The organism is Pseudohalocynthiibacter aestuariivivens (assembly GCF_018457175.1).
GTDB classification, from domain to species: domain Bacteria; phylum Pseudomonadota; class Alphaproteobacteria; order Rhodobacterales; family Rhodobacteraceae; genus Pseudohalocynthiibacter; species Pseudohalocynthiibacter aestuariivivens.
Genome location: NZ_JAGFNU010000001.1, coordinates 145,787 through 167,223 on the forward strand (window position 1 = coordinate 145,787; position 21,437 = coordinate 167,223).

Genomic DNA, 21,437 nt, shown 5'->3' on the forward strand with positions numbered 1-21,437 from the left:
TTGGCGCTTGCGGCAAAGGCATCGCATGAGACCATATGAAAAAGACCCCGGCGCGATCTATGCGCAAAGCTTTGCAACAGTCCGGAAAGAAGCGCGCTTGGAACGCTTTGGGCCGGGGATGGAAGCATTGGCGATACGGCTGATCCATGCTTGTGGAATGGTCGAAGTGGCGGACAGGCTTGCTTTCTCTACGGAGGCATATGTGGCCGGGCATGCGGCGCTTAAGGCTGGGGCGCCGATTCTTTGTGATTGCGAAATGGTCGGTGCCGGAATCATCCGTCGTTATCTGCCTAACAACAACCGGGTTATCGTGACGCTGAATGACGCGACAGTGCCAGAACGCGCAAAATCAATTGGTAACACACGCTCTGCTGCCGCTGTTGAACTTTGGGCCGATCAGTTGGAAGGGGCGGTTGTGGCAATCGGAAACGCCCCCACTGCTTTGTTTCATTTGCTCGAATTATTGGATTCGGGTGCGCCAAAACCGGCAGTGATCCTGGGGTTTCCTGTTGGTTTCGTCGGTGCCGCCGAAAGCAAAGCTGAACTTGCCACAAATTCCCGAGGGTGTGAATTTGTTGCATTGCGTGGACGGCGTGGTGGATCGGCCATCGCTTCGGCAGCCGTAAACGCACTTGCTGTCGGCTTGCCGGAGGAAGCACAATGAAATCATGGTTGCACATTGTTGGGATCGGCGAGGACGGGCTGGATGGCCTGACACCAGCGACGCGTGCCGTCGTTGAAGCCGCCGAAGTGATTGTTGGTGGCGACAGGCATCATGAACTGTCCGAGATCGTGAGTGCAGAGCGCGTCGCGTGGCCTTCGCCTTTTGATGCGCTGGTTGACTTGCTTGGCAGCTACAAAGGCAAGCGTGTTGTTGTGCTGGCAACAGGGGATCCGCTTTGGTACTCGGTTGGCGCAAGGATCGGGCGGGCGATTGACCCGGCAGAGATCACGTATTATCCGCAGGTTGGTGCGTTTCAATTGGCGGCAGCACGCATGGGCTGGTCGATGGCGGATCTTGAAACGCTGACGGTTCATGGGCGACCTGTTGAGCAAATGATTGCCTTCATCCAGCCTGACCAGCGGCTGCTGATTTTAACGACTGGTGCAGAGACACCGGGACAGATCGCCAAGTTTTTGACCGAGCGTGGGTTTGGGCAGTCCAAAATGACTGTCTTGGCCGCGATGGGCGGCGAAAATGAAAAGCGGTTCGATGGAATCGCTGAGAGCTGGGATCACATCGTTCCTGCATTCAATACGCTGGCTGTTGAATGCATCGCGGCACCTGATGCAGCGCTATTACCGCGAGTTCCGGGTTTGGCAGACGATCTGTTTCAGCATGACGGGACGATGACGAAGCAGGAGGTGCGTGCCGCGACATTGGCCAAGCTGATGCCGATGCGGGGTGCTTTGCTTTGGGATATCGGAACAGGCTGCGGGTCGGTTGCTGTCGAATGGATGCGCGCGGCGCGCTATGCGCGTGCCATCGGTATTGAACCTCGCGCAGACCGGCGGGCGATGGCGGCTGCTAATGCATTGGCACTTGGTACACCCAAACTGGAACTGATCGATGGTCAGGTTCCGGAAGCTCTGGAAGGACTAGACCCGCCGGATGCTATTTTCATAGGCGGTGGTCTAAGTATTGAAACGTTCGAGACCGCGTGGGCGTCTTTGCGTCCACTTGGCCGGCTCGTCGCGAATGCAGTGACGCTTGAAAGCGAAGCGGTGCTTATAAATCTGCACAAGACTTACGGTGGGCAATTGGTAAAACTGCAGGTCCATCGGGCAGAGCCCGTCGGGCCGCGCACCGGCTGGCGCCCGCTTATGCCAGTGACACAATGGAGCCTCGTAAAAAGATGAGCGGAACACTTTATGGTGTGGGTCTGGGGCCGGGCGACCCGGAGCTTTTGACGATGAAGGCGCATCGCTTGATTTCCGGCGCGGGTGTTCTGGCCTATCCCGCATTGGCTGGTGGCGAAAGTTTGGCGCGGTCAATTGCATCAGAGTTTATTCCTAACACTGCGCGCGAGATTGTCATGGATGTACCGATGACTGTCGAGCGCGCGCCAGCGCAAGCGGCCTATGACAAAGGTGCAGCGGCGATTGCCGCGGAACTGCAAAAGGGTGAAGATGTTGTCTGCCTTTGTGAAGGCGACCCATTCTTCTACGGTTCTTTCATGTATCTGTTTGCGAGGCTGGCAACTGACTATCAGGTCGAAATTGTACCGGGGGTTACGTCTATGACTGCCTGTGCAGGTGCAATTGGAATGCCCCTTGCGGCACGCAACGAGGTTCTGACCGTGATCCCTGGGCCGCTCGCTGCAGCGGAAATGGAAGAGCGGATAGTGTCGTCCGACAGCGTGGTCATCATGAAGGTCGGGCGGCACCTGGGTAAGATACGCGCAATCCTTGAGCGGCTCGGTTTGCTGGAACGCGCGTCTTATGTTGAACGCGCGACGCTGGGTAATGAGCGGCGTATGCCCTTGGCCGATGCCCCCGCGCCCGCGCCATATTTTTCAATGATACTTGTTACAAAAGGGGCCGACCCATGGCTTTGAAACCCGTTGTTTTATGCCTTTCTCGTTCTGGAGAGAAAACGGCACATTCCGTTGCTGGCGCGCTGGGCGCGTCAGTGCACGGGCGCGAAGGGCGTGTTGACGTGGCGGACGCCTATTTCCCTGACGCGCTTGAGCATACCCGGACTTTGTTTGCCAGTGGAACGCCGATTATCGGGGTTTGTGCTGCTGGCATACTGATCCGGGCGGTGGCGCCTTTGCTGGCTGACAAGACTGTTGAGCCACCCGTGGTCGCGGTGTCAGACGACGGTTCCGTCGTTGTCCCCTTGCTGGGTGGGCATCGTGGGGCCAACCGTTTGGCAAGCGAGATCGCGACTGCCTTGGATGCTGTTACAGCCGTTACGACTGCTGGCGATGTTGCGATGGGCGTTGCACTTGATGAGCCACCATTGGGGTACCGGCTCGCAAACCCTTCGGACGCAAAGGCGGTAATGGCTGCTTTGCTTGGCGGAGCAGGTGCGAAACTTTCGGGTGAGCAGATTTTTGATCTGGCCTCAGACCAAGCCGGTACTGTTGAATTACTGGTAAGCGAAGCACTGGCTGAGGGGTCAGAAAAGCAGTTGGTTTATCACCCGCAGCGTTATGCGTTGGGCCTCGGGTGTGCGCGCAACGCGGACCCGGAAGAGCTTTGGTCGCTGGTAACAGAGAGTTTGGCAGATGCAGGAATTGCAGAGGGTGCGATTGCATCGGTCAACTCCATAGATTTGAAGGGTGACGAGCCAGCAATAATTGAAGCCGCACGGCGGCTTGGCGTTCCGTTGCGCTTGTTCACCGCAGCGCAGCTGGAGGCAGAGGCAGGTCGCCTGAAAACACCGTCAAACGTAGTATTTGCCGAAGTTGGCTGTCACGGCGTAAGTGAAGGTGCGGCCCTTGCGGCGGCTGGTGCAGGGTCTGAGTTGACCATCGCAAAACGGAAAACGGCGAATGTAACCTGCGCTGTTGCGCGATCAGAAGATCCAATTGTTGATCTGCCGGGGCGTGCGCGTGGCCGTTTGTCGATTATCGGGATTGGTCCGGGCCAACATAGTTGGCGAACACCAGAAGCAAGCCATTTGGTTGCTGAGGCTGAAGAACTGGTTGGCTATGGGCTTTACATCGATTTGTTGGGGCCGCTGGCCTATGGCAAGGAAAGGTCTGATTTCCCGCTGGGTGGTGAAGAAGACCGCTGCAGATATGCGCTGGAACAGGCAGGCAAAGGCAAAAATGTTGCGCTTATCTGTTCAGGGGATGCCGGTATTTACGCGATGGGTGCGCTGGTTTTTGAGCTGCTTGATCGCGGACCTGAAGCGATGGGTGTGACCGATGCCGCGCGTCGGGTTGAAGTAATTTCAACGCCGGGGGTTTCGGCACTGCAAGGTGCAGCAGCAAGGGCTGGAGCGCCGCTGGGCCATGATTTCTGCGCGATTTCGCTGAGCGACTTGCTGACGCCACGCGAAGATATTGTGAAGCGCCTGAAGGCGGCGGCGGAGGGAGATTTTGTCATCGCCTTTTATAACCCCGTGTCGATGCGGCGGCGCACTTTGCTGGCTGAAGCCCGGGACATTCTGCTGCAGCATCGCCCTGCTGACACGCCTGTAATGCTGGCAAGTTCGCTTGGACGGCCAGAAGAATATGTGCGGTATCGACGCCTTGATGAACTGGAAGTTGATGAGGTCGATATGCTGACAGTCGTTTTGGTGGGGTCCAGTCATACAAAACTTGCGGCGTTGGGTGAAGGTCCGCGTATGTACACACCGCGTGGCTATGCGCGGAAAATTGATGGTGATTTGGCCAAGGGGGCTTGAACCAAACAGCTTGGGCTGCGCCCACACGCCATTCATTTGTGCGTGTGTTGAGGCGAGCCCGCTTCTGATGGTTCTCAGGAGATTGATATGACGGTTTACTTTATTGGTGCAGGTCCGGGTGATCCGGAGCTTTTGACACTGAAAGCGCAGCGTGTGATCGGGGAATGCCCGGTTTGTCTTTATGCAGGGTCTCTGGTTCCGCCAGAGGTTGTTGCATGTGCGCCGGAGGGTGCGCGTGTTTTGGACACGGCGGTTATGACGCTCGATGATACGCATGCTGAGATACTGGCGGCCCACCAGCGCGGCGAAGATGTTGCGCGTGTGCATTCGGGGGACCCGTCGCTTTATGGAGCGATCGCTGAACAAATAAGGCGATTGAAGGCGGATTGTATCGACTACGCAGTCATTCCAGGCGTGCCTGCCTATGCAGCGATGGCTGCGGAAATGAAGCAAGAACTGACAATCCCCGAGATTGCGCAATCTATCGTGCTGACCCGGATGTCCATGCAGTCTACCTCAATGCCAAAAGGGGAAACGCTGGAAAATTTCGCCAAGACCGGAGCGACACTGGCGATCCACCTTGCTGTAAGGAATATGCGGGAAATTGAACGTGTTCTGGTGCCTTACTATGGGGCTGAATGCCCTGTAGTTGTTGGCTATCGTGTCGGTTGGCCAGACCAGATGCTAATTCGTGGAACACTGAGCGACATACGCAAAAAAGTCCGCGCGGAAAAGATTACGCGCACGGCTTTGATCATGGTTGGGCCTGCTTTGGCAGCCGGGCAAGAATTCAAAGATTCAGCGCTTTATGATCCCGAAAAACCGCATGTTTTGCGGCCTGTCATTGGTGTGGGTTTGGTGGAGGATCACAACACTTAGTAAAAAATGCAATGGTCGCAAAAGGTTAACTTGACCTGATGTAATCTCATGCCGAAAATGTGATTCGGGGAGTGGGATGTTTGCTATGACTGATTTTTTACCAAAGGAAGTGCGCGAAGGGCTGGAAGCGGCCCGCAAGCGTGATTTGATGCGCAAAAGCCGTTTGCGTGTTCATACAGATGACGAGATTTTTCCGATACTGCGGTTTTGGGAAACAGGTTTTGCCCTGGATGCTGAAAATGCACCACATCTTCGGGGTTTGGTTGACGTTTTCGATGGCTCAAGGCACCTGTACCAATGTCTGATCGTCGCTTCTGAAGAAGAAGACGGTCAGATGATTTATGATTTCAAGCGCAGTACGCTCGCTCTGGACAAAGCGCCGCTGGATTTTGAGCGTGCAGAAAACGCGCCAATTGCGCTACTGGGTCAGTAGAAGCACAAGTTATTGATTTTATTGAAGGTCCCCGAAGGCCTTTTGCATTCTATCAACAGCTTCTTTGATTAGCGCGCGTGGCGTTCCAATATTGAACCTGAGATAGTTTTCGCCACCCTTGCCGAAGGTAGATCCATAATTCACCGCGATTTTTGCTGTTTTGTTTACGCGGGATTTGTACTCTTCGCGGGTCATTCCAGTACCAGAAAAATCAACCCATGACAGGTAGGTCGCTTCCATCGGCATTGATTTCAAGCCGGGGATTGCATTGATGCCTTTGTCAAAAAGTTTGCGGTTACCATCAAGGTACTCGACTAACGCGTCCGCCCAAACAGCCCCTTCTGCTGAATAGGCGGCGGTCGTCATGGCAACACCAAAATTGTTGGGAGAAATGCCCATTGCGGCCATTGTAGCAGCAAAGCGCGCGCGCAGTGTTTCATCCTGAATAATGACATTGCCCGTGTGCGTGCCGGCAATATTAAAAGTCTTAGACGGCGCGGTTAGCATGATCAGCCGATCGATGATATCCGGTGCAGCAAGAGGCATTGGAATGTGTTTTGCACCGTTAAACACCAGATCATGATGAATTTCATCGGAAACAAGCAAAAGGTCGTGCCGCTTGCAAAAATCTGCAAGATCACGCAATTCACGCTCAGTCCAGACCCGCCCGCCCGGATTGTGGGGCGAGCATAGAATGACCATTTTTTCGTTGCCCGTCATCTGAGCATCGTAAGTTGTAAAATCCATTTCATATTTATCGTTATTCAGCACCAATGGGCACTCTACGACTTTACGCCCAGCAGATTTAATAATGCGGGCAAAGGCGTGATAGACGGGTGTAAACAAAACGATGCCATCGCCGGGGTTTGTGAAGGTCTCAAGCGTAAGGCCGACACCATTGATAAGACCGTGCGTGGTGAAAACCCACTCTGGCTCAACGCGCCATCCGTGACGGTTCAGCATCCACCAACTAATAGCCGCTTTGTAAGGGCGGTAATCGCCGATATAGCCGTAGACACCGTGATCAAGCATATCACGAACGGCTTTCTGGATTGGGTCAGCCGATTTGAAATCCATATCGGCGACCCACATTGCCAAACCTTCATCCGCAGCGACGCCATAGATTTTTTCCATCATGTCCCATTTACCGGACAGGTGACCGCGCCGGTCGATGATTTCGTCAAAGCTCATGTGTGCCTCCTGTAGAATCGACGACAAGCTAGTCACTTAAGCGCCAAGCGCAAGAGGCGTTGCACGCAGGCCGATGTTATCCTAAATCACACTTATGACTGTTAGACCGATCCTGATTTATCCAGAGCCGCGCCTTAAGAAGGTGTCGCGTTCTGTCGACGTCGTGAACGACGAGCTTAAAAAGCTCGCGAGCGATATGCTTGATACCATGTATGATGCGCCGGGTGTTGGTCTTGCCGCGCCGCAGGTTGGCGTACTGAAACGTCTGATCGTGCTTGACTGTGTTAAAGAAGAAGGCGCTGCGCCCCAACCGATGGTGCTGTTCAATCCAAAGGTCGTCTGGGAATCTGAGGAAAAGAACGTCTATGAGGAAGGCTGCCTGTCTATCCCGGAACAATACGCCGAGGTCGAAAGGCCCGCAGAAGTGACTGTTCAGTGGACGGACATCGAGGGGGCTCAGCATGAAGCAACATTCGATAAACTGTGGGCCACATGCGTTCAACACGAGATTGACCATTTAGACGGTAAGCTGTTTATCGATTACCTTAAGCCGCTGAAGCGCCAGATGATTACACGCAGAATGGTCAAGGTAAAACGTGAACGGGCGCGTGAATGAGCGTTCGTCCCTTTGTTCCCTGGCCTGACAAGCGGTTGAAAACGGCAGCCGCACGGGTTGAGAAAATTACCGACGACATACGTGCAATCTGGGCTGACATGGTTGACACGATGGAGGCGATGCCGGGTCTCGGACTTGCAGCGCCGCAGATTGGTATGATGAAGCGGTTGGCTGTTGTCGATTGCTCTAACGAACGCGGACAAGTCGTAAAAATGGCGAACCCGGTGATACTTCATAGCTCTGTTGCGCCTCGCGAGCATGAAGAAGGAAGTCCGAACCTGCCCGGCGTTTCGGCAAAAGTGGAACGGCCGCGCGCGGTGACAGTTCGGTTTCTGAATGAAGACGGCGTTGTTGAGCGCAGGGACTTTGTAGGTGTCTGGGCAACTTCCGTTCAGCATCAGATCGATCATCTGGAAGGCAAAATGTATTTTGACCGGCTTTCGCTAGTGAAACGCAACATGCTGTTGAAGAAGGCAGAGAAGCTAAGGAAACGCTCATGAAAGTGGTTTTCATGGGAACGCCTGAGTTTTCTGTGCCTGTATTAGAAGCATTGGTTTCAGCGGGACACGAGGTTGTTTGCGTTTATTCACAGCCACCGCGCCCGGCTGGCCGTGGTAAGAGGAAACGCCCGTCTCCGGTACAGGCCAAGGCCGAAGAACTTGGTCTTCAAGTTCGGTGTCCGGTTAGTTTGAAAGGGGCAGAAGAGCAGGCAGAGTTCGCAGCACTTGACGCAGATGTTGCTGTTGTTGTGGCTTATGGGCTGATCCTGCCGCAGGCAATACTAGACGCGCCTGTTCAGGGGTGCCTGAACATTCACGCGTCGCTGCTGCCGCGTTGGCGGGGTGCTGCCCCAATACATCGCGCAATCATGGCTGGAGATATAGAAACGGGTGTTTGCATCATGCAGATGGATGCAGGGCTGGACACGGGAGATGTGGTTTTGCGTGAGGCGACGCTAATTGGCAAAGAAGAGACCGCCGGGATGCTACTTGACCGCTTGTCTGAAATGGGCGCACGCCTGATATGTGACGCGTTGGAACGATTGGAAGAATTGCCTCGGGCACCACAACCGCCCAGCGGCGTGAGCTACGCAGAGAAGATTGAAAAAGCAGAGGCGCGGATTGATTGGACAGCGTCCTCGGAAGAAGTTGACCGTAAAATACGCGGCCTTTCACCGTTTCCGGGGGCATGGTGTGATGTTGCGGGGGAGCGGGTGAAGCTGCTTCAAAGCCGTTTGGTTGCTGGTATGGGTGCGCCGGGCGAAGTGCTGGGTGGATTGCGGATCGCTTGTGGTAAAGGCGCTGTCGAGGTGCTGAAAGCACAGAGGCAAGGCAAACGCGCAATGGAAGCAGAAGAGTTTCTTCGCGGTTTCGATTTGCCAGCCAGGCTTAGCTAACTATTCGTATTGAACACCTGCGGCGCATTTCTTTAAGTGCTTTGCGTGGAATGGGCTTCACATTTGTTCGAATTCACCCATATTCAGTGGCATGGGATTTATTGCATTGTTCATTGTTGGTGCCGCAGCCGGGTTTCTGGCTACACGGTTGATGAAAATTGAAGCAGATGTCATTACAACCGTTTCGGTTGGCGTTCTGGGGGCGTTAGTCGGTGGCGTGTTGCTGCGCACTTCACTCGCGGTTATGGGATGGGCCGCAGGGTTTGTTGGCGCGGTACTGGGTGCGATGGCTCTGATCTGGTTGTGGCAGCGGTACTGGCCAAAGTAACGAATTTTAACCGTCTTTCTTTTTTTTGGGCTTAAAGGGTTCCATCCCTGCGCGGGCCAATTCATCAGCACGTTCGTTTTCCGGATGCCCTGCATGGCCTTTGACCCATTCCCAAGTCACTTTATGACGCATTGTCGCTTCTTCCAGCCTTTGCCAAAGCTCAACATTTTTGACAGGCTTTTTGTTCGAGGTCCGCCAACCGTTTTTCTTCCAACCATGAATCCAGCTGGTCACGCCATTTCTTACGTATGCGCTATCCGTAACGATGGTCAGCGTTGAGGGGCGACCGAGAGCTTCGAGTGCATGAATCGCAGCCAATAGCTCCATTCTGTTATTAGTGGTGTCGGCTTCACCACCTTTGAGTTCGCGGGTTTTCAGAATTGTCTCACCCTCACGTGCGATCAACAACGCACCCCACCCACCGGGTCCTGGATTGCCAGAGCAGGCTCCGTCAGTGTAGGCAAAAAGATCAGGCATGGGCGGAGATCATGATCCAGGGCGCATCTTTACCGTCAAGCCCAACACCGCTACTGAGACTTCGGTCTTCGGTCTTAAAACCAGCTTTTTCAAGATGTGAAGTTAGCTCATCTTCACTGTAATAGGCGTAAAAACGGCCAATATCATCACGGTGCTCCCCAGTGCCAAGCTTCATGCCGATGTAAAAATGTCCATTTGGACGAAGGCTGCGATGTAGCGCCGACAGATAACGCGGAAAATCGGATTTCTTGGCGTGCAGCAGGCTGAAGCTGGCCCAGATACCATCGTAGATGTGTAACCCCTCGATCTCGTCGAAAGTGGCTTGTTTTACAGTAAGGTCGAATTGCTCTTTTGCGAGTTTAACCATGGCAGGCGAGGCATCCATTGCAATAACGGATAGTCCTGCGTCGCGCATTCTGGCAGCAGCAGCACCGGGGCCGCAGCCCAGATCAAGCACATTATCGCCCTTGTTCAATGCTGCGATGAACCGATTGAGTTGCATGTTTTCCGCGCCAGACGGGGTCATTGCGGCATAGTCTGCAGCGCGGCTGTCATAGACAGCGATTGTTTCACTATCTTTGCTCATGTTGCTTCGCGCATTATGCGAGGGACTTTGAATTCAACGTTTTCTTCAGCCGTTTTTATCAATTCCACAGTAACCTCATATCTTTCCCGGAAGGCATCAATCACCTCATCCACAAGTACTTCTGGTGCAGAGGCCCCTGCGGTTAGACCAATAGTGCGAATGCCGTCGAGCGCCCGCCAATCAATGTCACGGGCACGCTGAACCAGTTGCGAATAGGTGCAACCTGCGGCGGCGCCCACTTCGACAAGGCGTTTGGAATTGGACGAATTGGGAGCGCCTATCACCAGAATGGCGTCTGACTTGGGTGCCATTTCTTTTACTGCGTACTGCCGGTTTGTTGTGGCATAGCAAATGTCTTCTTTATGGGGACCAATGATGGTTGGGAAACGTGCCTTCAGTGCATCGACAATTCCGGCAGTATCATCAATTGAAAGCGTTGTTTGGGTGATGTAGGCCAATTGTTCGGGTTCGCGAACAACAAGTGACGCTACATCTTCCGCAGTTTCAACAAGCAGAACTTCACCTTCTGGCAATTGTCCCATTGTGCCAACGGTTTCCGGGTGCCCTTCATGACCTATCATCACCATTTGAAGACCATTCGCGAAATGCCGTTCAGCCTCGATATGCACTTTGCTGACCAGTGGGCAGGTGGCGTCCACAAAAATCATTTCGCGCTTTTCGGCTGCCCTTGGCACCGCTTTGGGTACACCGTGGGCGGAAAAGATGACAGGCCGATCAGTTGGACAATCGTCAAGCTCTTCGACAAAAACCGCACCTTTTGCACGCAGCCCGTCAACGACAAATTTGTTGTGCACAATTTCATGGCGCACGTAGACGGGTGCGCCCCATTTTTCGAGTGCAAGCTCTACGACTTTTATGGCACGCACAACTCCGGCACAAAACCCGCGCGGTGCGGCCAGATAAAGAGTGAGCGGTGGCTTGGGCATACTAAAACCTGTTCGTTCGTTTAGAGTGGTCTAACGTGACAAATGGGGTGAGGTCCACGGTGGAGTTCACCCGAGCACGAAATTTCCGGTTTTGCCGCTTGACCTTCCGCTTGCTGGAAGTTGTAGCGAGGTGTCGAAGCTGAATACCGACAGATTGCGAAACGCTCTATGAAACAAAAATACGCATTGGGATTCCTCGTGACTGCGATAGTGGCTGTAGGTGCAGCGACGTTTTGGCAACCTTTAAAAGCGCAAGATGGGCTTATTCCGTATTGGGAAACGACCGAAGTCGCACGAGGTGCCGAGATATATTCGGCGCAATGTGCTTCCTGTCATGGTGAAGAATTGGAAGGCGCTGGGGACTGGCGCAGACCGCTGGCGAATGGACGGCTGCCAGCCCCGCCCCACGACGAAACCGGTCATACGTGGCACCATCCTGATCCGATTCTGTTTCAGATAACAAAGTTCGGAACCGCCGCTATGGTCGGTGGTACATACAAAAGCGATATGCAGGGATACAGTGAGATTTTGTCCGACGAAGAAATTCTAGCGGTTCTGGCCTTCATCAAAAGCCGCTGGCCGGATCAGATAATCGAGCGACACAATCAAATCACAAAAAGTGCGTTGGATTAGGCGACCGGGGCGAAACTCGCCCTGGTCAAATTCACTTAGTCTTCGCTGGAAGCGAGATCATCATCGCCATAGGGCTCGCGGGGAGGGCGGCCAATCACGTCCTTCAGTTCCTGAAGTTCGATGAAATTATCGGCCTGGCGACGCAGTTCGTCCGAGATCATTGGTGGATTTGATCTGATTGTGGATACGATAGATACGCGCACACCTTTGCGTTGCAAGCTCTCAATCAATGGTCGGAAATCGCCGTCGCCGGAAAACAAGACCATGTGGTCTACGTAAGGCGCCAGTTCCATTGCATCGACGGCAAGTTCGATGTCCATATTGCCCTTAACTTTACGGCGCCCCATCGCGTCGGTGTATTCCTTGGCAGGTTTTGTAACCATGGAGAAACCGTTGTAATGCAGCCAGTCGACCAACGGACGAATAGGTGAATACTCGTCATTCTCTAGCAGAGCCGTATAGTAAAATGCGCGGAGTAGTTTGCCACGGCGCATAAATTCTTGCCGCAGAAGTTTATAGTCAATGTCGAACCCGAGAGACTTTGCAGCCGCGTAAAGATTCGAGCCATCAATGAACAGCGCGAGCCGTTCGTCCTTGTAAAACATAAAATTCCCTTCCAATCGTAAGGTATTCGTCTTGCGTTACGTGAGTGAGTGAGTGAGTGAGTGAGTGGGTAAGCGAGTGTATACTAAAAATAGACGAAACCTGTCGTAACCTAGGGAAATTCTGGAATGTCGCAACCCTTGGATCAACTTAATCACGAAACTTTGTCACATGTTGCGATAGGTGCGAATGATTTGGCAGATATTCGCCTGCTTTTAGAGCGGGTGAAGCGCGCTTTGGCAGAGCTTGAAATGAATGATGTCATAATTCGTAAGACCAGCAAATTTTATAAAACTCCTTGTTTTCCGGCGGGTGCCGGCCCTGACTATGTTAATGCAGCGGTAACTCTGTCGACAACTCTGCCCCCGACGCAACTTTTGGCACATCTGCACAAAATTGAAGCCGACTTTGGGCGCGAAAGAATCCAACGCTGGGGGGTGCGCTCACTTGATCTTGATTTATTGTCATATGGAGATCAGGTTCTGCCGGACGTGGCGACCTATGAATGCTGGCGCGCCTTAGAGGTGGAGCATCAAAAACTCAGGGCCCCAGACCAGCTTGTACTTCCGCATCCCAGAATGCAGGATCGGGCGTTTGTTTTACTTCCGTTGGCTGATATCGCACCTGACTGGAAACACCCGGTTTTAGGGCAAACAGTACGAGAGATGCTGGAAGAATTGCCCTCATCCGCAAAAATGGGTGTTGTTCCGCTGTAATCCTTGGGGAATCGGGGTTGTCAAGCGTGTGGGATAAGCATAAATAGTCGGTTTCTAACCATCCGATATGAATTGGAGTCGCCGATGGCCCGCGTTACGGTTGAAGACTGCGTAGATAAAGTTCCAAACCGGTTCGAGCTTGTAATGCTTGCTTCGCACCGCGCCCGCGAAATCGCGGCAGGTGCAGCATTGACTGTGCCGCGTGACAACGACAAAAATCCTGTTGTTTCCCTGCGGGAAATTGCTGACGAGACTCAGTCCGCGGAAGAACTGCGTGAGCGTCTTATTGAAAGCAACCAGACTCAGATCGAAGTTGATGAACCAGAAGAAGACGCAATGGCGCTTCTTATGGGTGCTGAGGCTGACAAGCCAGCCGATAACGATATGTCAGAAGAAAAATTGCTACGCGCTTTGATGGAAGCACAGGGGCAACAGTAAGGGCAGAAACAGCCCAGACTAAAGGTGCGGACCGGATGATCACTGTCGACGACCTGATCCAACTGGTCCGCAATTACAATCCGAAAACAAATCAGCAACTGATCCGCGATGCCTTTGCCTATGGCGAGGCAATGCATGAGGGTCAGTTTCGTCATTCGGGAGAACCGTACTTCACGCATCCCGTTGCTGTTGCTGCCATTTTAACGGAGCAGCAGCTTGATGACGCAACGATAATTACTGCGCTGCTGCACGATACCATTGAAGACACTAAATCCACCTACAGCGAAGTGGCGGAAAAGTTCGGCACGGAAATTGCTGAGCTCGTCGATGGCGTTACCAAACTGACCAACTTGCAGCTTTCGTCGTCGGAAACGAAACAGGCCGAGAATTTTCGCAAGCTGTTCATGGCTATGTCCAAAGACATGCGAGTCATCCTCGTGAAGCTTGCTGACCGGCTTCATAATATGCGCACCATTAAATCCATGCGTGTGGAAAAGCAGGCGCAAAAGGCCCGCGAAACCATGGATATTTTTGCACCACTTGCTGGCCGCATGGGTATGCAGTGGATGCGCGACGAACTGGAAGATCTTGCCTTTTCTGTCCTCAATCCGGATGGCCGTAAATCGATCATGCGCCGGTTCATAACGCTGCAGAAAGAAAGCGGCGATGTCATTCTGAAGATCACCAATGACATTCGTCACGAGTTGGAAAAGCAAACGATTAAAGCCGAAGTTTTTGGCCGTGCGAAAAAACCCTATTCGATCTGGCGCAAGATGCAGGAGAAAGACCAGGGGTTTTCACGGCTATCGGATATTTACGGTTTCCGCGTGATAACCGAGAACGAAGCAGATTGTTATCGTGTGCTAGGTGCGATTCATCAGCGTTGGCGGTCTGTTCCGGGAAGATTCAAAGACTATATCAGCCAACCTAAATCAAACGGATATCGTTCTATCCACACAACTGTTTCGGGTCGCGATGGTAAACGTGTCGAAGTGCAGATCCGCACCGGGCAGATGAATGATGTTGCGGAAGCCGGCGTTGCTGCGCATTGGTCCTATCGTGATGGGGTTCAATCTGAAAATCCGTTTGCCGTCGACCCCGCGAAATGGATCGCGGGTTTGACGGAGCGATTTGAATCGGCTGAAGACCACGACGAGTTTTTGGAACACGTCAAAATGGAGATGTACTCAGACCAGGTGTTCTGTTTCACACCGAAGGGCGAAGTTGTGAAACTTCCACGCGGCGCGACACCGCTTGATTTTGCCTATGCAATCCACACTCGAATTGGCGAAAGCTGCGTTGGCGCGAAGGTCGATGGAATCCGCGTTCCTTTGTGGACCAGGGTTAAGAACGGGCAATCGGTTGAGATTATGACAGCCGAAGGTCAACGCCCGCAGGCCACATGGATTGATATCGTTGCGACAGGTAAGGCAAAAGCGGCGATCCGCAAGTCTTTGCGCGAGGAAGACCGGGATCGTTTCATCAAGCTTGGCCGCGAGCTGGCCCGCGTGGCATTTGAGCATATCGGAAAGAAGTCCACAGACAAAGCGCTTGGGATTGTGGCAAAGCATCTTGGTTTGGTAGATGCCGCAGAGGTTCTCGCAAGGCTTGGCAGCGCCGAACTGACAGCGCGCGACGTGGTTGAAATTCTTTACCCTGAACTAGCCTCAACAAGCGGCGACGAGATTGATGCGAGCCGCGCAGTTGTTGGACTGTCCCAAGGTCAGTCTTTCACGCGGGCGGAATGCTGCCAACCGGTTCCTGGCGAGCGTATCGTCGGAATTGCATATCGTGGGCAAGGTGTTGTGGTGCACGCAATCGACTGCCCGGTTCTTTCGGATTTTGAAGAGCAACCGGGCCGATGGGTCGATCTGCACTGGCACAGTGGTCGCCACCCGGCTGTGCACTCTGTCACACTTAGTATCACGATCAGCAATGATGCGGGCATACTGGGACGAATTTGCACATTGATTGGTGAGCAGAAGGCCAATATCTCCGATTTACATTTTGCGGACCGCAAGCCGGACTTTTACAGGCTTTTGATTGATGTTGACTTGAGGGATGCGGAGCACCTGCATACTGTCATGACGGCTCTTGAGGCTGACAGTGATGTCGCTTCTCTGGAGCGATACCGAGACCCGAACCGTAAGCCCTGAAACACAGACCCACAAAAGGACATAACTGTTGGTCTTTAAGCGACGCGACAAACGGCCAATCTGGCAGATTGTGACCGACTTTTTCTATCCGCGAGGCGGATGGGCGCGTGCGTACAGATATGTCAAACACCGTATGCACCGTTTGCCTGACCCGCCTGACAGGATCGCGCGTGGCATTTTTGCGGGTGTTGCGGTTTGTTTTACGCCTTTCTTCGGGTTCCATTTCTTTTGGGCGGTTATTGTAGCCAAGCTTATGAGGGGAAATATCTTTGCCGCTTTGCTGGCAACATTTTTCGGCAATCCCGTCACCTTCCCAATTATTGGCGCGCTTAGTCTTAGCCTTGGCCATTTCATGTTGGGAACAACTTTTGAAGAATCAGCAAACGCAACGCTTGTCGCAAAATTTATCGCAGCGGGCGCTGATTTTAAGGACAATTTTTTTGCGTTGTTCACGGACAAAGGTGCTGATTGGTCAAACCTGAGCGAGTTCTATTCCGAAGTATACTTGCCTTACTTGGTCGGTGGCTTGGCGCCGGGGGTCATTGCCGGAACAATTGCTTACTACCTGTCTGTCCCGGTCATAACTGTATATAAGAACCGCCGAAAAGGCAGGTTGAAGAAAAAACTCGAAGAGTTGCGTAAAAAAGCATTGAAGAAGGCTGACGAAACTAGGTCGAAGCGGTAGCGTCTGTTCTGAAAGACAACAAAGGATATTACTGATGAGTGTCACGCCTTTAGGCAAGCTGCGGCTTGGGGTAAATATTGATCACGTGGCGACCGTGCGAAATGCACGCGGCGGGGACTACCCGGATCCGCTAAGGGCGGCCCGCATTGCAGAAGAAGCTGGGGCAGATGGTATTACCGCGCATCTGCGTGAAGATCGGCGTCATATTTCAGATGCAGATATCGAAGGGCTGATGGAAATTCTGTCAGTTCCACTTAACTTCGAAATGGCGGCAACGGATGAAATGCAGGCTATTGCATTGCGTCATAAACCTCATGCGGTCTGCATCGTTCCGGAAAAGCGCGAAGAGCGGACAACCGAAGGTGGCCTTGAAGTTGCACGCGAGGAAAACAGGCTGGCGCATTTCATCGCCCCATTGCGCGAGGCAGGCAGCCGCGTTTCTATCTTTATTGCAGCTGAGCCAGCGCAAATTGAAGCGGCTAATCGCATAGGTGCAGAGGTGATAGAACTTCACGCCGGGGCTTACTGTGACGCGCATGTTGAAGGTCGTTTTGACGAAAGGGACAAAGAGCTTGAGAAACTGCGCGACATGTCCAGTTTTGCCCACTCGCTTGGGCTAGAGGTGCATGTGGGACACGGGATTACATATGACACTGTAAAGCCTGTCGCGGCTTTTCCGGAGGTTATGGAGCTTAACATCGGGCATTTCCTGATTGGCGAAGCTATCTTTCGTGGTCTGACGCCAGCGGTGTTGGAAATGCGACGCCTGATGGATGAAGCACGGGCGCAAGATTGAGCAGAGCGGGAGCATTATGAAAGCTGTCTGGTACGAAAAATTTGGCGCGGCTACAGGCGTTCTCACGATCGGTAGCTTACCTGACCCAACCCCAAATACTGGCGAAGTTTTGGTGCGCTTACACGCCTCTGGTGTAAACCCCTCTGACGTTAAACTTCGGGCTGGTGCGCGTCCCGGCGCCATTATGGAATTTCCCAAAGTTGTTCCTCATTCTGATGGTGCTGGCGTTATCGAAGCCGTCGGCGCGGGTGTTGACACCGACCGGATTGGTCAACGTGTCTGGATTTGGAACGGACAATGGAAGCGCGCCTATGGCACAGCCGCAGAACTTATCTCCATCCCGGCAGATCATGCTGTTTACCTACCTAAAACAACCAGCTTTGCTGAAGGCGCCTGCTTAGGCATACCCGCAATGACCGCCTGGTACTCGGTCTTCGCAGACGGATCGGTCGAGGGTAAAACTGTTCTCGTGACAGGCGGTGCAGGTACAGTTGGACGCTACGCCTGCCAGATGGCGAAGCTAGGAGGCGCGCGCGTCATCACCACCGTCTCCTCACTGGAAAAAGCCGCGCATTCTACAGCTGATGAATGGATCAACTACCGCGAAAATGATGTTGCCGAAGCCGTGATGAGCTTAACTGACGGAGTTGGCGTTGATCGTATCGTCGACGTGGATTTTGGCGCGAACCAGGCCACTTCACTTGCCATTCTGAAGCAAAGGGGTGTCATTGCAACCTATGCGTCCGCAAGTGTCATGCGGCCTGTTCTCGATTTTTACCCATTCATGTTCAAGAATTCTGTGCTGAGAATGCTGATAGTTTATCTTCTGGATCCCGAAGTGAGACGCAAAGGTGAAGCACAGATAACTAAGTGGCTGGAGAAAAGTGCCCTATTGCACGCACCCGTAGCTGCTGGCAGATTGGACGATGCAGTTGCAGCGCATCAATTGGTGGAAGCTGGTGACAAGCTTGGCACTGCCGTTCTGGAGTTTTGATACCATGATCCTTGGTATTGGTACCGATCTGGCAAATATCGAACGGATACAAGGTACGCTGGACCGTTTTGGTGACAGGTTCAAGAACCGCGTTTTCACAGAGATAGAGCAGCAAAAAGCAGAGCGGCGCAAAGACACAGCTGGCACCTACGCCAAGCGCTGGGCCGCAAAGGAAGCCTGTTCCAAAGCGCTTGGAACAGGGCTCGCGATGGGAATTGCCTGGCGCGACATGTCAGTTTCCAATCTGAAGTCGGGTCAGCCCGTGATGCATGTTACGGGCTGGGCGGCTGAACGACTGGCGGAAATGACACCGGCAGGACATCAAGCGACAATTCATGTAACACTCACTGACGATCATCCCTGGGCACAGGCATTTGTGGTCATAGAGGCGCTGCCAGTTTCGCCGAGCAATGCGTAAACTTGACTCCCCGCTGTCGGCACCTCATGTAGCGCAAGGACAAAAATCAACATACAGGACGCGAATACATGACCACTGAGGCAAAAAAAGGCGATGGCTTGCTTGAGACCATCAAAACAGTGGTCTACGCGCTGCTAATTGCGGGCTTGTTTCGCACATTGTTTTTTCAGCCATTCTGGATTCCATCAGGGTCTATGAAAGATACTTTGCTGATAGGTGATTTTCTGTTCGTGAACAAAATGGCCTATGGGTATTCTCAGTATTCCTGCCCTTTTTCCGCCTGCCCTTTTTCCGGTCGTATTTTTGGAGGTGACCCAGAGCGGGGTGATGTCGTGGTGTTTCACCACCCGGTCAATGGTCAGGATTTCATTAAACGGCTGATCGGTTTGCCAGGCGACAAAATTCAGGTCACGGATGGGGTGCTGAAACTGAATGGAACCCCGGTCCAACTGGAACCGGCAGGGCAATTTGAAGAGATATTCGAACCTCAGGGCCCAAACCGCGGTTTTCCCATTTGCCAGAACCAGCCAGTCCGTCGCGGTGAGGTGTGTGTGAAAGAACGTACCGCCGAAACTCTGCCTGGCGGATTAACGCATAACATTCTGAATGTTAGTGACTCTCGGACCGACAACACGCCCGTCTTTACGGTGCCGGAGGGTCATTTCTTCTTTATGGGAGACAACCGGGATAACTCTACTGATAGCCGGGTCTCACCGACGGTTGGCGGTGTTGGTTTTGTTCCGTTCGAAAACCTTATTGGCCGTGCTGACCGCGTCATGTTTTCATCTGCTGGTCGGTCCTTATTTTACTTTTGGACGTGGCGCAGTGACCGTTTTTTCAAGGCGATAGAGTGAAGCTTTCGACGGAATTAAAGGCCTTTGAAGGCCGGATTGGCTACCAGTTTTCCGAGCCAGAGTTGTTGGTTCGCGCGGTGACGCATTCTTCGATGTCTTCGGAGACGAGGGATGACAACCAGCGCTTGGAATTTCTTGGCGACCGGGTGCTTGGACTCGTAATGGCAGAGGCGCTGCTTTTTGCTGACAGATCTGCTAGTGAAGGTCAGCTTGCACCGCGTTTTAACGCACTCGTGCGCAAAGAAGCACTGGCCGATGTTGCACGTCAGGTTGACCTTGGCACCGTGCTTAAACTTGGTCGCTCAGAAATGTTGTCAGGTGGGCGACGCAAAGAGGCATTGCTTGCCGATGCGATGGAAGCGGTGATTGCGGCGATATATCTTGATGGCGGCTTTGAGCCAGCCCGCAACACGGTTCTTCAGATTTGGGGAAAGCGTGTCAGCACTGTAAAAGCAGATGCACGTGATGCCAAAACGGCATTGCAGGAATGGGCGCAGGCCCGGAAACAGACGCCGCCAACCTATGATGAATTACGCCGCGAAGGCCCCGACCACGCACCGGTTTTCACGATCAAGGTTCAACTGGCAAGCGGCGAGTCAGAAACAGCGACCGCCGGATCGAAAAGACAGGCCGAACAAATGGCGGCACAGGCGCTTTTAGCGCGATTGGAAGGCAAATCATGACCAAAACGCGTGCGGGCTTTGTCGCCCTTATCGGCGAACCCAATGCGGGTAAATCGACGCTGCTTAACCGGATGGTTGGGGCAAAAGTTTCGATAGTGACGCATAAAGTGCAAACCACGCGTGCGCGTATTCGTGGGGTGGCGATTGAAGGAGACTCTCAGATCGTGTTCGTGGATACACCGGGCATGTTCCCTCCACGCCGCCGGCTAGACCGTGCAATGGTTGCGGCAGCCTGGGGCGGTGCTGCGGATGCGGATATCGTGGTGCTGCTTATCGAGGCTAATCGCGGTATGACCGAGGGTGTCCAAGCGATTCTAGAAAAGCTGAGAGAACGGCAGAACGACAGACAGAGAGTAGCGCTTGCTATCAACAAGATTGATCGGGTGAAATCTGAGGCCTTGTTGGCACTGACTGAAAAGATGAATGACGCCTATCCGTTTGAAGACACCTTTATGATCTCTGCTGAAAAGGGTCATGGAGTCGATGATTTGCGGGACTGGCTTGCCGAGCGTTTGCCAGAAGGTCCATGGCTTTACCCAGAAGATCAGATTGCTGATTTACCAATGCGCATGATCGCGGCGGAAATGACACGCGAGAAACTGACACTGCGCCTTCATCAGGAACTGCCTTACCAACTGACCGTTGAAACCGAAAACTGGGAAGAACGCGAAGATGGCTCTGCCCGGATTGACCAGTTGATCTACGTGGCACGTGACGGACATAAAGGCATTGTACTTGGTAACAAGGGCGAAACGATCAAAGCGGTTGGTAAAGCTGCACGTGAAGAACTGGAAGAGTTTCTGGGGCGTAGGGTGCATCTGTTCCTTCAAGTGAAAGTACGCCCAAATTGGCTTGAAGAATCCGAACGTTACTCGGAAATGGGCCTCGATTTCAAAGACGGGAATTCATGACGCGCCTGACCGCAGAGTTTTGGGTGCACGCCTATCTGCGCAGGCTTGCATTGACGGATATACCGGCATTTGTAACATCCAAGGGTGATGTGACGGCCGGGGCGGTGCTGATCAAACTGAACACGCTGGACGGTTGTGCGGTTGTCTATCAACGCTCATTTGACTTGATGACAGGTGAACGCGCATGGATGGTTCTTTCCCAAGGCGTTGAGCAAGAGGTTGACCTCGCGATAACCAAGCAACGTTCCTTTGACCCTGATCTCTGGGTCGTGGAAGTCGAAGACCGCCAGGGGCGTCACCTCTTGGATGAACCGGGGCTCAAGGCTTGAGGCACGCC

General features: G+C 53.2%; 27 protein-coding genes. 22 read left to right on the forward strand and 5 right to left on the reverse strand.

Annotated elements, in window-relative coordinates:
* The first annotated feature begins 25 nt into the window (after positions 1–25).
* From J4E70_RS00680 to J4E70_RS00705, 6 genes are all read left to right on the forward strand, one after another.
* Positions 26–664, forward strand: coding sequence for a precorrin-8X methylmutase (locus tag J4E70_RS00680; RefSeq protein ID WP_213887142.1), 639 nt, complete (start codon positions 26–28; stop codon positions 662–664).
* Positions 661–1,860 (forward strand): precorrin-6y C5,15-methyltransferase (decarboxylating) subunit CbiE, encoded by a 1,200-nt coding sequence (gene cbiE, locus J4E70_RS00685; protein ID WP_213887143.1) that lies wholly within the window; start codon positions 661–663, stop codon positions 1,858–1,860. The genes J4E70_RS00680 and cbiE overlap by 4 nt, the downstream gene beginning before the upstream one ends.
* Positions 1,857–2,558: a precorrin-2 C(20)-methyltransferase gene (gene cobI, locus J4E70_RS00690; protein WP_213887144.1), complete on the forward strand. Its 702-nt coding sequence runs from the start codon at positions 1,857–1,859 to the stop codon at positions 2,556–2,558. Before cbiE ends, cobI begins: the two co-directional genes overlap by 4 nt.
* Positions 2,549–4,360: a precorrin-3B C(17)-methyltransferase gene (gene cobJ, locus J4E70_RS00695; RefSeq protein WP_213887145.1), complete on the forward strand. Its 1,812-nt coding sequence runs from the start codon at positions 2,549–2,551 to the stop codon at positions 4,358–4,360. Before cobI ends, cobJ begins: the two co-directional genes overlap by 10 nt.
* Before the next feature lie 87 nt (positions 4,361–4,447).
* Positions 4,448–5,239: a precorrin-4 C(11)-methyltransferase gene (gene cobM / locus J4E70_RS00700; RefSeq protein WP_213887146.1), complete on the forward strand. Its 792-nt coding sequence runs from the start codon at positions 4,448–4,450 to the stop codon at positions 5,237–5,239.
* A gap of 85 nt (positions 5,240–5,324) precedes the next feature.
* Positions 5,325–5,672 carry a hypothetical protein gene (locus tag J4E70_RS00705; RefSeq protein WP_213887147.1) on the forward strand — a complete coding sequence of 116 codons (348 nt, stop codon included), beginning with the start codon at positions 5,325–5,327 and terminating at the stop codon, positions 5,670–5,672.
* Positions 5,673–5,690: 18 nt separating this feature from the next.
* Here J4E70_RS00705 and J4E70_RS00710 read toward each other — a convergent pair whose 3' ends face one another.
* Positions 5,691–6,863 (reverse strand): MalY/PatB family protein, encoded by a 1,173-nt coding sequence (locus J4E70_RS00710; protein ID WP_213887148.1) that lies wholly within the window; start codon positions 6,861–6,863, stop codon positions 5,691–5,693.
* A 94-nt stretch (positions 6,864–6,957) separates the two neighbouring features.
* On the opposite strand from J4E70_RS00710, the gene def (J4E70_RS00715) reads away from it, so the two are divergent.
* The 4 genes from def (J4E70_RS00715) (at position 6,958) to J4E70_RS00730 (ending at position 9,203) form a co-directional block, all read left to right on the forward strand.
* Positions 6,958–7,479 (forward strand): peptide deformylase, encoded by a 522-nt coding sequence (def, locus tag J4E70_RS00715; protein ID WP_213887149.1) that lies wholly within the window; start codon positions 6,958–6,960, stop codon positions 7,477–7,479.
* Entirely contained in the window at positions 7,476–7,979 is a 504-nt protein-coding gene (gene def, locus J4E70_RS00720; RefSeq protein ID WP_213887150.1) for a peptide deformylase, read from the forward strand. The genes def (J4E70_RS00715) and def (J4E70_RS00720) overlap by 4 nt, the downstream gene beginning before the upstream one ends.
* The gene (gene fmt, locus J4E70_RS00725; protein ID WP_213887151.1) at positions 7,976–8,875 is read left to right on the forward strand and encodes a methionyl-tRNA formyltransferase; all 900 of its coding nucleotides are present in this window, start codon (positions 7,976–7,978) and stop codon (positions 8,873–8,875) included. The genes def (J4E70_RS00720) and fmt overlap by 4 nt, the downstream gene beginning before the upstream one ends.
* Before the next feature lie 91 nt (positions 8,876–8,966).
* On the forward strand, positions 8,967–9,203 hold the full coding sequence (locus J4E70_RS00730; protein ID WP_213887152.1) for a GlsB/YeaQ/YmgE family stress response membrane protein: 237 nt from the start codon (positions 8,967–8,969) through the stop codon (positions 9,201–9,203).
* A gap of 6 nt (positions 9,204–9,209) precedes the next feature.
* On the opposite strand, the gene rnhA is transcribed toward J4E70_RS00730, so the two are convergent.
* Genes rnhA through ispH form a run of 3 tightly spaced genes read right to left on the reverse strand, consistent with a single transcriptional unit; the run spans position 9,210 to position 11,213 of the window.
* Positions 9,210–9,680: a ribonuclease HI gene (gene rnhA / locus J4E70_RS00735; RefSeq protein ID WP_213887153.1), complete on the reverse strand. Its 471-nt coding sequence runs from the start codon at positions 9,678–9,680 to the stop codon at positions 9,210–9,212.
* Positions 9,673–10,266 carry a class I SAM-dependent DNA methyltransferase gene (locus tag J4E70_RS00740; RefSeq protein ID WP_213887154.1) on the reverse strand — a complete coding sequence of 198 codons (594 nt, stop codon included), beginning with the start codon at positions 10,264–10,266 and terminating at the stop codon, positions 9,673–9,675. Before J4E70_RS00740 ends, rnhA begins: the two co-directional genes overlap by 8 nt.
* On the reverse strand, positions 10,263–11,213 hold the full coding sequence (gene ispH / locus J4E70_RS00745) for a 4-hydroxy-3-methylbut-2-enyl diphosphate reductase (RefSeq protein WP_213887155.1): 951 nt from the start codon (positions 11,211–11,213) through the stop codon (positions 10,263–10,265). Before ispH ends, J4E70_RS00740 begins: the two co-directional genes overlap by 4 nt.
* A gap of 168 nt (positions 11,214–11,381) precedes the next feature.
* Here ispH and J4E70_RS00750 point away from each other — a divergent pair, with 168 nt between their 5' ends.
* Complete coding sequence (locus J4E70_RS00750) at positions 11,382–11,846, forward strand: c-type cytochrome (protein WP_213887156.1); 465 nt, start codon at positions 11,382–11,384, stop codon at positions 11,844–11,846.
* A 35-nt stretch (positions 11,847–11,881) separates the two neighbouring features.
* On the opposite strand, the gene J4E70_RS00755 is transcribed toward J4E70_RS00750, so the two are convergent.
* Positions 11,882–12,451, reverse strand: coding sequence for a LabA-like NYN domain-containing protein (locus J4E70_RS00755; RefSeq protein WP_213887157.1), 570 nt, complete (start codon positions 12,449–12,451; stop codon positions 11,882–11,884).
* Positions 12,452–12,577: 126 nt separating this feature from the next.
* Between J4E70_RS00755 and folK the strand changes: the two genes are divergently transcribed.
* From folK to J4E70_RS00810, 11 genes are all read left to right on the forward strand, one after another.
* Entirely contained in the window at positions 12,578–13,165 is a 588-nt protein-coding gene (gene folK / locus J4E70_RS00760; RefSeq protein WP_213887158.1) for a 2-amino-4-hydroxy-6-hydroxymethyldihydropteridine diphosphokinase, read from the forward strand.
* Between the two features lie 84 nt (positions 13,166–13,249).
* A complete protein-coding gene (rpoZ, locus tag J4E70_RS00765) occupies positions 13,250–13,603 on the forward strand; it encodes a DNA-directed RNA polymerase subunit omega (protein ID WP_213887159.1) in 354 nt (117 codons plus the stop codon).
* Between the two features lie 35 nt (positions 13,604–13,638).
* Positions 13,639–15,759: a RelA/SpoT family protein gene (locus J4E70_RS00770; RefSeq protein ID WP_213887160.1), complete on the forward strand. Its 2,121-nt coding sequence runs from the start codon at positions 13,639–13,641 to the stop codon at positions 15,757–15,759.
* A gap of 28 nt (positions 15,760–15,787) precedes the next feature.
* Complete coding sequence (locus tag J4E70_RS00775; RefSeq protein ID WP_213887161.1) at positions 15,788–16,444, forward strand: DUF2062 domain-containing protein; 657 nt, start codon at positions 15,788–15,790, stop codon at positions 16,442–16,444.
* 34 nt (positions 16,445–16,478) lie between these two features.
* On the forward strand, positions 16,479–17,240 hold the full coding sequence (locus J4E70_RS00780; RefSeq protein WP_213887162.1) for a pyridoxine 5'-phosphate synthase: 762 nt from the start codon (positions 16,479–16,481) through the stop codon (positions 17,238–17,240).
* A gap of 16 nt (positions 17,241–17,256) precedes the next feature.
* On the forward strand, positions 17,257–18,234 hold the full coding sequence (locus J4E70_RS00785) for an NADPH:quinone reductase (RefSeq protein ID WP_213887163.1): 978 nt from the start codon (positions 17,257–17,259) through the stop codon (positions 18,232–18,234).
* Positions 18,235–18,238: 4 nt separating this feature from the next.
* A complete protein-coding gene (gene acpS, locus J4E70_RS00790; protein WP_213887743.1) occupies positions 18,239–18,652 on the forward strand; it encodes a holo-ACP synthase in 414 nt (137 codons plus the stop codon).
* Positions 18,653–18,720: 68 nt separating this feature from the next.
* A complete protein-coding gene (lepB, locus tag J4E70_RS00795) occupies positions 18,721–19,506 on the forward strand; it encodes a signal peptidase I (protein ID WP_213887164.1) in 786 nt (261 codons plus the stop codon).
* Positions 19,503–20,189, forward strand: coding sequence for a ribonuclease III (rnc, locus tag J4E70_RS00800; RefSeq protein WP_213887165.1), 687 nt, complete (start codon positions 19,503–19,505; stop codon positions 20,187–20,189). Before lepB ends, rnc begins: the two co-directional genes overlap by 4 nt.
* Positions 20,186–21,100: a GTPase Era gene (era, locus tag J4E70_RS00805; RefSeq protein WP_213887166.1), complete on the forward strand. Its 915-nt coding sequence runs from the start codon at positions 20,186–20,188 to the stop codon at positions 21,098–21,100. Before rnc ends, era begins: the two co-directional genes overlap by 4 nt.
* On the forward strand, positions 21,097–21,429 hold the full coding sequence (locus J4E70_RS00810) for a DUF1491 family protein (protein ID WP_213887167.1): 333 nt from the start codon (positions 21,097–21,099) through the stop codon (positions 21,427–21,429). The genes era and J4E70_RS00810 overlap by 4 nt, the downstream gene beginning before the upstream one ends.
* Positions 21,430–21,437: the final 8 nt, after the last annotated feature.

Excerpts from the sequence above, each read along its gene's own strand:
- J4E70_RS00680 (WP_213887142.1), top strand. The coding sequence starts at position 26 with ATGAGACCATATGAAAAAGACCCCGGCGCGATCTATGCGCAAAGCTTT.
- cbiE (WP_213887143.1), top strand. The coding sequence starts at position 661 with ATGAAATCATGGTTGCACATTGTTGGGATCGGCGAGGACGGGCTGGAT.
- cobI (WP_213887144.1), top strand. The coding sequence starts at position 1,857 with ATGAGCGGAACACTTTATGGTGTGGGTCTGGGGCCGGGCGACCCGGAG.
- cobJ (WP_213887145.1), top strand. The coding sequence starts at position 2,549 with ATGGCTTTGAAACCCGTTGTTTTATGCCTTTCTCGTTCTGGAGAGAAA.
- cobM (WP_213887146.1), top strand. The coding sequence starts at position 4,448 with ATGACGGTTTACTTTATTGGTGCAGGTCCGGGTGATCCGGAGCTTTTG.
- J4E70_RS00705 (WP_213887147.1), top strand. The coding sequence starts at position 5,325 with ATGACTGATTTTTTACCAAAGGAAGTGCGCGAAGGGCTGGAAGCGGCC.
- J4E70_RS00710 (WP_213887148.1), bottom strand. The coding sequence starts at position 6,863 with ATGAGCTTTGACGAAATCATCGACCGGCGCGGTCACCTGTCCGGTAAA.
- def (WP_213887149.1), top strand. The coding sequence starts at position 6,958 with ATGACTGTTAGACCGATCCTGATTTATCCAGAGCCGCGCCTTAAGAAG.
- def (WP_213887150.1), top strand. The coding sequence starts at position 7,476 with ATGAGCGTTCGTCCCTTTGTTCCCTGGCCTGACAAGCGGTTGAAAACG.
- fmt (WP_213887151.1), top strand. The coding sequence starts at position 7,976 with ATGAAAGTGGTTTTCATGGGAACGCCTGAGTTTTCTGTGCCTGTATTA.
- J4E70_RS00730 (WP_213887152.1), top strand. The coding sequence starts at position 8,967 with ATGGGATTTATTGCATTGTTCATTGTTGGTGCCGCAGCCGGGTTTCTG.
- rnhA (WP_213887153.1), bottom strand. The coding sequence starts at position 9,680 with ATGCCTGATCTTTTTGCCTACACTGACGGAGCCTGCTCTGGCAATCCA.
- J4E70_RS00740 (WP_213887154.1), bottom strand. The coding sequence starts at position 10,266 with ATGAGCAAAGATAGTGAAACAATCGCTGTCTATGACAGCCGCGCTGCA.
- ispH (WP_213887155.1), bottom strand. The coding sequence starts at position 11,213 with ATGCCCAAGCCACCGCTCACTCTTTATCTGGCCGCACCGCGCGGGTTT.
- J4E70_RS00750 (WP_213887156.1), top strand. The coding sequence starts at position 11,382 with ATGAAACAAAAATACGCATTGGGATTCCTCGTGACTGCGATAGTGGCT.
- J4E70_RS00755 (WP_213887157.1), bottom strand. The coding sequence starts at position 12,451 with ATGTTTTACAAGGACGAACGGCTCGCGCTGTTCATTGATGGCTCGAAT.
- folK (WP_213887158.1), top strand. The coding sequence starts at position 12,578 with ATGTCGCAACCCTTGGATCAACTTAATCACGAAACTTTGTCACATGTT.
- rpoZ (WP_213887159.1), top strand. The coding sequence starts at position 13,250 with ATGGCCCGCGTTACGGTTGAAGACTGCGTAGATAAAGTTCCAAACCGG.
- J4E70_RS00770 (WP_213887160.1), top strand. The coding sequence starts at position 13,639 with ATGATCACTGTCGACGACCTGATCCAACTGGTCCGCAATTACAATCCG.
- J4E70_RS00780 (WP_213887162.1), top strand. The coding sequence starts at position 16,479 with ATGAGTGTCACGCCTTTAGGCAAGCTGCGGCTTGGGGTAAATATTGAT.
- J4E70_RS00785 (WP_213887163.1), top strand. The coding sequence starts at position 17,257 with ATGAAAGCTGTCTGGTACGAAAAATTTGGCGCGGCTACAGGCGTTCTC.
- acpS (WP_213887743.1), top strand. The coding sequence starts at position 18,239 with ATGATCCTTGGTATTGGTACCGATCTGGCAAATATCGAACGGATACAA.
- lepB (WP_213887164.1), top strand. The coding sequence starts at position 18,721 with ATGACCACTGAGGCAAAAAAAGGCGATGGCTTGCTTGAGACCATCAAA.
- era (WP_213887166.1), top strand. The coding sequence starts at position 20,186 with ATGACCAAAACGCGTGCGGGCTTTGTCGCCCTTATCGGCGAACCCAAT.
- J4E70_RS00810 (WP_213887167.1), top strand. The coding sequence starts at position 21,097 with ATGACGCGCCTGACCGCAGAGTTTTGGGTGCACGCCTATCTGCGCAGG.